The organism is Mesorhizobium sp. M7A.F.Ca.CA.002.04.1.1 (genome assembly GCF_004022805.1).
GTDB classification, from domain to species: Bacteria; Pseudomonadota; Alphaproteobacteria; order Rhizobiales; family Rhizobiaceae; genus Mesorhizobium; species Mesorhizobium ciceri.
Genome location: NZ_RZPL01000211.1, coordinates 1 through 7,888, shown reverse-complemented (window position 1 = coordinate 7,888; position 7,888 = coordinate 1). Strand labels below are relative to the sequence as shown.

4 protein-coding genes and 1 pseudogene are annotated in these 7,888 nt (G+C 65.9%); 2 read left to right on the top strand and 3 right to left on the bottom strand.

Annotated features, from left to right (window positions below; all coding sequences use genetic code 11):
- Together ENZ75_RS13510 and ENZ75_RS13505 are read right to left on the bottom strand one after the other, a co-directional pair.
- On the bottom strand, positions 1-1,478 hold a 1,478-nt coding region (locus ENZ75_RS13510; protein WP_128278137.1), incomplete at its 3' end, for a trimethylamine methyltransferase family protein.
- 12 nt (positions 1,479-1,490) lie between these two features.
- Positions 1,491-3,902, bottom strand: a complete 2,412-nt coding sequence (locus tag ENZ75_RS13505) for an FAD-dependent oxidoreductase (RefSeq protein WP_063168294.1) — start codon at positions 3,900-3,902, stop codon at positions 1,491-1,493.
- A gap of 245 nt (positions 3,903-4,147) precedes the next feature.
- Here ENZ75_RS13505 and ENZ75_RS13500 point away from each other — a divergent pair, with 245 nt between their 5' ends.
- Together ENZ75_RS13500 and ENZ75_RS13495 are read left to right on the top strand one after the other, a co-directional pair.
- Entirely contained in the window at positions 4,148-5,626 is a 1,479-nt protein-coding gene (locus ENZ75_RS13500; protein ID WP_063168295.1) for an esterase-like activity of phytase family protein, read from the top strand.
- A 175-nt stretch (positions 5,627-5,801) separates the two neighbouring features.
- Positions 5,802-7,262 carry an MATE family efflux transporter gene (locus tag ENZ75_RS13495; RefSeq protein ID WP_244506837.1) on the top strand — a complete coding sequence of 487 codons (1,461 nt, stop codon included), beginning with the start codon at positions 5,802-5,804 and terminating at the stop codon, positions 7,260-7,262.
- Positions 7,263-7,296: 34 nt separating this feature from the next.
- Here the strand turns inward: ENZ75_RS13495 and ENZ75_RS13490 are convergent.
- Positions 7,297-7,888, bottom strand: a pseudogene (locus tag ENZ75_RS13490) (MFS transporter); the annotation flags it as partial.

Here is a 7,888-nt window from a genome sequence, read left to right as displayed (position 1 = left end):
GCCGAGGTCGGCGGCGCGAAATCGGCAAGCACCCGCCTCCAGACGCCGGTGGCGCGCTCGCTCGCCGTCTTCGAGCCGCTTTGCGTCCAGTTGCCGAAATTCGACCAGTCGGCCACCAGCGGTTCATAGAAGGCGGTGCGATAGCGCGCCATGGTGTGGCCGGCCGAGAAGAAATGCCCGCCCGGCTGCACCTCGGCGATAGCTTCGAAACCAATCGTGTCGGTGTCGCCGGGCGTCGCAGCACAAAGTTCAGCCACCGTCTGCAGCGCCTCGATGTCGGTGATCAGTTTCTCGAAGGAGACACTGAGGCCGCCCTCCAGCCAGCCGGCAGCATGGATGCACATCGTCGCCCCGGCCAGCACCGAGCCCCACAGCGCGAACTGCGTCTCGTGCGCGGCCTGTGCGTCGGAGATGTTGGCCGCACTGCCGCCGCCGGACCGCCAAGGCAGCCCGGTGAAGCGCGCCAGTTGGCCGGCGCCCAGCGTCGCCTTGACGTGCTCGGGCGTGCCGAAGGCGGGCGCGCCGGATTTCATGTCGACATTGGAGGAGAACGAGCCGTAGACGACCGGCGCACCCGGCCTCACGATCTGCGCCAGCGTCAGCCCGGCCAGCGCTTCGGCATGCTGCAGCGTCAGCGCGCCGGCGACCGTTATCGGCGCCATGGCGCCCGCCAGGCAGAACGGCGTGATGACGGAGACCTGCCCCGCGCGAGCGAAATCGATGATGCCTTGCGCCATCGGAATGTCGAGCTGACGCGGCGAGTTGGTGTTGATGACGGTGTAGCAATGCGCGCTTGCCAGAAACTCCTCTTCCGACAAGCCGCGCGCCAGCCGCAGCATCTCGAACCCGTCCTCGACTTGCGGCGTTCCGCGCGCGAAGACGAACGGGAGCTTGTCCGACAGCGTCAACTGCGCGCGGTTGACGGCATAGTGCCGAAAGCGGTTGTCGACATCCTGCGGTTCGATGCAGGGCCCCAGCATATGCAGCACATCGAAATGCTGCACCAGCCGCATCAGATCCTCGAAATCCGCCAGTGTTCCCGGCCGCCGGCCGCGCTCGAGATCGGTGACGTTCGGCGCCCCGCACCCGGCCAGGAAGGTCATCGAGCCGAGCTCCAGCGTCAGATCGCGGGCGCGCGAACCGGCGTAAGCGTGGATCGACTTCGGCGCCGAGGCGAGTGCCGCCGTCACCATGTCACGGCCGATGCGCACCATGTCGGTGTCTGGATCGACCAGGGCGCCGGCATTGGCAAAATGCTCACGCGCTTGCGGCAGCAGCACCTTGATGCCGAGCTCTTCCAGCACCCGCAGCGCCGTGTCGTGGATCGAAGCCGCCTGGTCGTCCGAAAAGATCGGCTGCGGCAGGAACGGGTTCTTCAGCGAATGGTAATTGGGACGGCGGCTGCTTTCGCTACCGGCCTCGCCCGTGCGTCCACGCCGGCGCTCGCGCCTGCCGTCCCGTGCCGCGTCATCGACCATCGGAAATCCTCCTCATTGCCGCATTGCCTTGCCCAGGGGATCGTAGGGCGAGGCCGCGACGACACGCGCCGGCCGTTCCTCACCCACGACATGCACGGAGAGCGCGGTGCCCTCGCCCGCGAAATCGCGGTCGACCAGAGCCAGCGCCAGGCTCTTGCCGACCGTATAGCCATAGCCGCCCGAGGTGACGAAGCCGACGCGTCGGCCCTGATGCCAGACAGGCTCAAAACCGCTGGCATCGGCGTCGAGCGCATCGATTTCCAGCGTCACCAGGCATTGGCCGCTGCCGGCCTCCCGCTGTTTCAACGCTGCTTCGCGGCCGATGAAGTCGCTCTTGCCGAAAGCGATGAAGCGGTCGAGACCGGTCTGGCCCGGCGTATAGCCTTGCGTGAATTCACGCGACCAGATGCCAAAGCTCTTCTCCAGCCGCAGCGCATTGAGCGCATAGTAGCCGATTTCAGCAAGGCCCAGATCCTCGCCCGCAGCCAGCAGCGTGTCGCGCAACGTGGCGTGCATGGTCACGGGGCAACTGATTTCGAAGCCGAGTTCGCCCGCGATCGACAGCCGCGCCACACGTGCCTGCACCATACCGATGTCGAATGCGCCACAGGCCATGAACGGCAATGCTGCGCCGGAAACATCCTGATGCGTCGTGCGCTCCAGAATCTCCCGCGCATTCGGCCCCGTGAGCAGGAAGCCGCTCATCGTGTCGGAGAGGTCGGCGATGGTGACGCCCTCCGCCGCATGGCTCTCGAACCAGCGCATATGGAATTCCCGGAGATAGTAGGAGCCCATCAGCCAATAAGAGCCGCCGCCCCAGTTGAAGACGGTGAGGTCGCCCTTCAGCCGTCCGTCATGGCCGAGCATCGGCGCCAGGCCGGCCCGCCCCGCCTTCGGCAATCGGCAGGCGAGCAGCCGGTCGAGCCACGCCTCCGCACCCAGCCCCGACACCGCATAGCGCGCATAGGCCGAGATATCGACGAGGCCGGCGGCGCGCCGCACCTGCAGCGCCTCCTCGCCGACGATGTCGAAGGCGTTGGAGCGCCGCAGCGTCGTGCTCTCGGCAAATCCCATCGGCGCGAAATAGGCCGGGATTTCCAGCCCCCAGGAAGCCGTCCATTCGCATCCCGCCGCGCTCATGCCGTCATAGGCGCCGGGGCGTTTCAGCGGCCGGCCGGCGGGCAGCCGTTCATTGGGAAAGGTCATGACGAACCGGCGCGAATAGAACTGGCGCGTCGTCTGCCTGAGATATTCGCGGTTGGCGGCGAAGGCACCGTAGCGAGCGATATCCATGCCGAAGATGTCGGCCTGCGGTTCGCCGAAAATCATCCATTCGGCCAGCGACTTGCCGACGCCGCCGCCCTGGCTGAAACCGGCCATGACGCCGCAGGCGACCCAGTAGTTCTTCAGGCCGCGCACCGGCCCGACAATCGGATTGCCGTCCGGCGTGAAGGTGAAGGCGCCGTTGACCCATTTGCGGATACCGGCCGTCGCCAGGCAAGGGAAGCGCTCATGCGCCTTGGCGAGTTCCGGGCTGATGCGGTCGATGTCTTCCGGGATCAGCTCTATGCCGTAATCCCACGGCGCTCCGTCCATGTTCCAGTGCTTTGGGTTCTGCTCATAGACGCCAAGCAGCACACCCTTGCGCTCCTGCCGCAGGTATGAAAAGCCGTCGAGATCGACGGCGATGCCGATTTCCCTGTCAAGTGCTGCGATCTCCGGAATGTCATCGGTGATGAAATAGTGGTGCTCCATCGGCGTCACCGGCAGGTCGACGCCGGCCATGCGGCCGAGCTGCTTCGCCCACAGCCCGCCGGCATTGACGACATGCTCGGCGATGATGGTGCCCTGCTCGGTGATGACGTCCCAGCGCCCGTCGGCACGTGCTTTCAGCTCGACGACCCGGTTGCGCAAGATGATGTCGGCGCCGCGCTTCTTCGCAGCACCCGCATAGGCATGCGTGGTACCGTACGGGTCGAGATGGCCTTCGTTGGAATCATGCAGGCCGCCAAGAACACCGTTGACGTCGACGATCGGGCAGATCGCCTTGATCTCGTCGGGCGTGACCAGGCGCGCGGTCTCGATGCCGACCGACTGGAACACGGCCCAGGCTGATTTCAGCCACTCCCAGCGCGCGGGATCGCTGGCGATGTTGACGCCGCCCGTCATGTGCAGGCCGATATCCCAGCCGGATTCGGCCTCGATCTCCCGGTAGAGATTGATGGTGTAGTCCTGCAGCGCCGCCACGTTGGGATCGGCGTTGAGCGCATGGAAGCCTGCCGCCGCGTGCCAGGTCGAACCGGCCGTCAGTTCTGCGCGCTCGATCAGCGCCACATCGCTCCAGCCGAACCGCGTCAGGTGATAGAGCACCGAGGCTCCGACCACGCCACCTCCGATGACGACTGCGCGGTAGTGCGACTTCAAGGCTTCCCCTCCACGGTTGGTCCGAAGACTGGAGTATATATCCACTGGACATAAGTGTCCAGTGCCGGCGCGCGCGCATCGTTTTTCGTCGACCGCCGGCATGCACTGCGCGCTGTCACGCAAGCATCATGTTCGCGCCGTAGACCGCGTTTCGGGGAGGCTTGCGCAACATCATCGATGTCGTACCTCTTTCAGTTTTTCGTCCCCCGGCCGCTCCGGCACATCCGTCACAAAGAGGATTATCCATGAAGCACCTGTATCGACCCGCGTCGCTTGGCGTCGCGCTGGCCTTGTTCACCGCCTTGGCGCCGGCGCTCGCCGACAGCACCGCGACCGTCGGCGGCCTCGTCAACAAGGGGCTGGTCGGCGTCGGCCGCATCCCGGCCGCTCAGCGCGACAAGTTCGGCGAGACCTTCGGCTCGGGTTCCGGCATGGCGATCGACGCATCAGGCTGGACGCATGACACCGCCGGCTACAGGGGTTCGCTCTGGCTGTTGCCGGACCGTGGCTACAATGTCGTCGGCACCACCAACTACCGGCCGCGCCTCAACACGATCGCCATCGAATTTGCTCCGGTCGCACCGGGCGCGGCACCTGCTGCCGGCCAGGAGCAGACGGGCGTCAAGGCAACGCTCGCCGACACCATGCTTCTCACCGACGACAAGGGGGCTGATGCCACAGGCCTCGACCCACTCAACGGCGTGCGCGCGGCAAGCGGCGACATGCCGATCCTGCCGCAAGCCGACAATGGCAAGCTGGCGCTCGACAACGAGGCGATCGTGCGGCTGCCCGATGGTTCGATGTTCATCTCCGACGAATACGGCCCGAACATCTATCGGTTTTCCGCCGACGGGCATCTGCTGTCGGCAACCCAGCCACCGGCCGCCTTCGTGCCGATGCGCCACGGCACGCCGAACTTCGCCTCGGACAATCCGGGACCCGGTGCCGCCGAGCCCGATCCGAAGGACCCCGAGACCGGCCGCCAGAACAACCAGGGCCTGGAGGGAATGGCGATGACGCCGGACGGCAAGTTCCTGATCGCGGTGCTGCAATCGGCGCCCCGGCAGGATGGCGGCGATTCGCCCGCGACGCGCCAGAACACGCGTGCGCTGGTCTATGACGCGTCCGACCTCGCCCACCTCAAACTGGCGCATGAGTATGTCGTGCCGTTGCCGGTGTTCAAGGATGCCAAGGGCAAGACCAAGATCGCCGCGCAGAGCGAGATCGTGGCGCTCTCCGACAAGACCTTCCTGATGCTGGCGCGCGACAGCGGCAACGGCCAGGGGCTGAAGGGCGACACCTCGCTGGTGCGCCAGATCTTCGTCGTCGACGTCTCGGCCGCGACCGACATCGCCGGCGGCGCCTTCGATGCCGCCGACAAGCCGCTGGCGCCCAAGGGCGTGCTCGACCCGTCGGTGATGCCGGCCAAGCTGACGCCGTTCATCGACATCAACGACAAGGGCGAACTCGGCCGCTTCGGCCTGCACAATGGCGCGCCGAACGACAAGAACAACCTGTCGGAGAAGTGGGAGGCGATGTCGGTGGTCAGCGTTCTCGATCCGAAGCTGCCCGACGACTACTTCCTGTTCGTCGCCAACGACAACGACTTCCTCGCCCAGGACGGTTTTCAGGTCGGCGCACCCTACAAGGCGGAAGACGGCGCCGATGTCGACACCATGTTCCTGGTCTATCAGGTCACGCTGCCGGGTCTCGCCGGGAAGTAACGGCCACTGCACGGGCGGGCGCGCTTGGCGCGTCCGCTGGGCTCGCGGCAGGCATGAACGGGGCAGCGGCCTTTCAGCCGCGCGTTCGCAAGGGTGCATCTCGGTCCCGCCTGCGATATCATCGTGGACTGGATCCAAATCACCATCCGCCGAGTTGCCCGCCATGGACGAAAAAATGCCCGCGCGCCGGCGCACCGGCGACCTGACCAGCGGCCCGATCCCGCGCACGCTTCTGCTGTTCGCCCTGCCGGTGCTCGGCTCCAACGTGCTGCAGTCGCTCAACGGCTCGATCAACGCCGTCTGGGTCGGCCGTTTTCTCGGCGAATCGGCGCTGACCGCCACCTCTAATGCCAACCTCGTCCTGTTCCTGATCCTCGGCACTGTGTTCGGCATCGGCATGGCGGCCACCATCCTGGTGGCCCAGTCGGTCGGTGCCCGCGACCTGCCCGAGGCGCGCCGCATTGTCGGCACCAGCGCGACGTTCTTCTTCCTCGTCTCGGTTGTCTTCGCGGTCTGCGGCTGGATCTGGGTTGACGCCATTCTCAACACGCTCGGCACACCGGCCGACGCCTTGCCGCTGGCGCGCTCCTATCTGCGCATCATCTTCGTCGCCGTGCCGATGATGAACCTTCTGTCCTTCGTCATGACCGTGCTGCGCGGTGCCGGCGATTCACGCACCCCCTTCTTCTTCATGGCGCTGGCCGTCGTCCTCGACATCGTGCTCAACCCATTGCTCATCGCCGGCATCGGACCGTTTCCCGAACTCGGCATCGCGGGCTCCGCCACGTCCACGCTGATCGGCCAGACGGTTAGCGTGATCGCCATCCTGATCGTGCTCTATGTGCGCAAGCATCCGCTGCGGCTGGCCGGCGCCAACCTCGCTCTGCTGCGGCCCGATCCCACCTTGCTGCGCATCGTCGTCTTCAAGGGCGTGCCGATGGGCCTGCAGATGATCGTCATTTCGGCGGCGGCACTGACGGTGATGGGCATCGTCAATTCCTACGGCTCACAGGTCGCCGCCGCCTACGGCATCGCCGCCCAGCTGTGGACCTACATCCAGATGCCGGCGCTCGCCATCGGCGCCGCGGTGTCCTCGATGGCGGCACAGAATGTCGGCGCCGGGCGCTGGGACCGGATCGGCCGCATCGCCGCCTCAGGCGTCGGCTTCAACCTCGTCCTGACCGGCGCACTGGTTGCCGTGCTGTCGGTTTTCGACCGTTCGGTGCTGAGCCTGTTCCTGAGCCGCGACAGCGCGGCGATCGACATCGCCGTCCACATCAACAATGTCGCCTCGTGGTCGTTCATCCTGTTCGGCATAACCATCGTGCTGTTTGCCACCGTACGAGCCACGGGTGCCGTGATGCCGCCGCTGATCATCCTGGTCATTTCGGTGCTGGTCGTGCGCACCGGCTTTGCCTATTTCATGCGTGGCGTGATCGGCGAGGAAGCGTTGTGGTGGAGCTTCCCGGCGGGTTCGATCAGCTCGCTTGTACTGGCGGCGGCCTACTATCGTTTCGGCCGCTGGCGCACCACGCACATGATCGAGGACAGGCCGGCCGCCGGCGAGCCGCCGGACACCGGTCTTGGCGTGCCGCGCGGACGCGCGCATCTTTCGCCTGAAACACCGAACGGCTGAAGCCAACCCGGTTCCGCTGGACCGCTCCAGGCCCTCAACGCCGTTGTTGTTTCAGCCCAAAAGCCAGCGCCACCAACGCAAACACCACGATCATGCCGGCGAACGCCAGGCTGGCAGCGACGGGACTGGCATAGGTCGAAACGATGCCGATGCCGATGACGGGCAAGGCGTTGCCGACAAAGCAGCAGATGAAGAAGCTGGACACCACTTCGGCGCGACGATCCTTGGGCGCGATCTCGTTCACCACTTGCAGGCCGCCACGGTAACCAAGCGCCGCCGCAACGCCGCAACAGGCCGTCGCAGCAACCATCAGTGCCATCGAGGCCAATATCTGCGCCGCCACCACCAACAAGACGCTTGGGATCATCAATGCCAGCGCAGCCAGCATCGCCTTATTGCTCTTCATGTGCATCAGAACGACAATGCTGATCGCGGTGACGATCGCCAGCTCGAAGAACAGCGCGCCGGCGACGGCATGGTTGGTCTCATGCAGCTGCTGCGCCAGGATGCTCGGCGCCAACGCGGCGTAGAACCCGACCAGCGCCATCGCGCCGAAGCCGGTCACCGCCGGCGCGACGAAGCGCGCACGGATTTCCTCCGGGACGGAAAGTCGCGGCCGCCAGGAG

Bases quoted from the DNA above. Each gene is read 5' to 3' on its own strand.
- ENZ75_RS13495 (WP_244506837.1), top strand. From the start codon at position 5,802: ATGCCCGCGCGCCGGCGCACCGGCGACCTGACCAGCGGCCCGATCCCG.
- ENZ75_RS13500 (WP_063168295.1), top strand. From the start codon at position 4,148: ATGAAGCACCTGTATCGACCCGCGTCGCTTGGCGTCGCGCTGGCCTTG.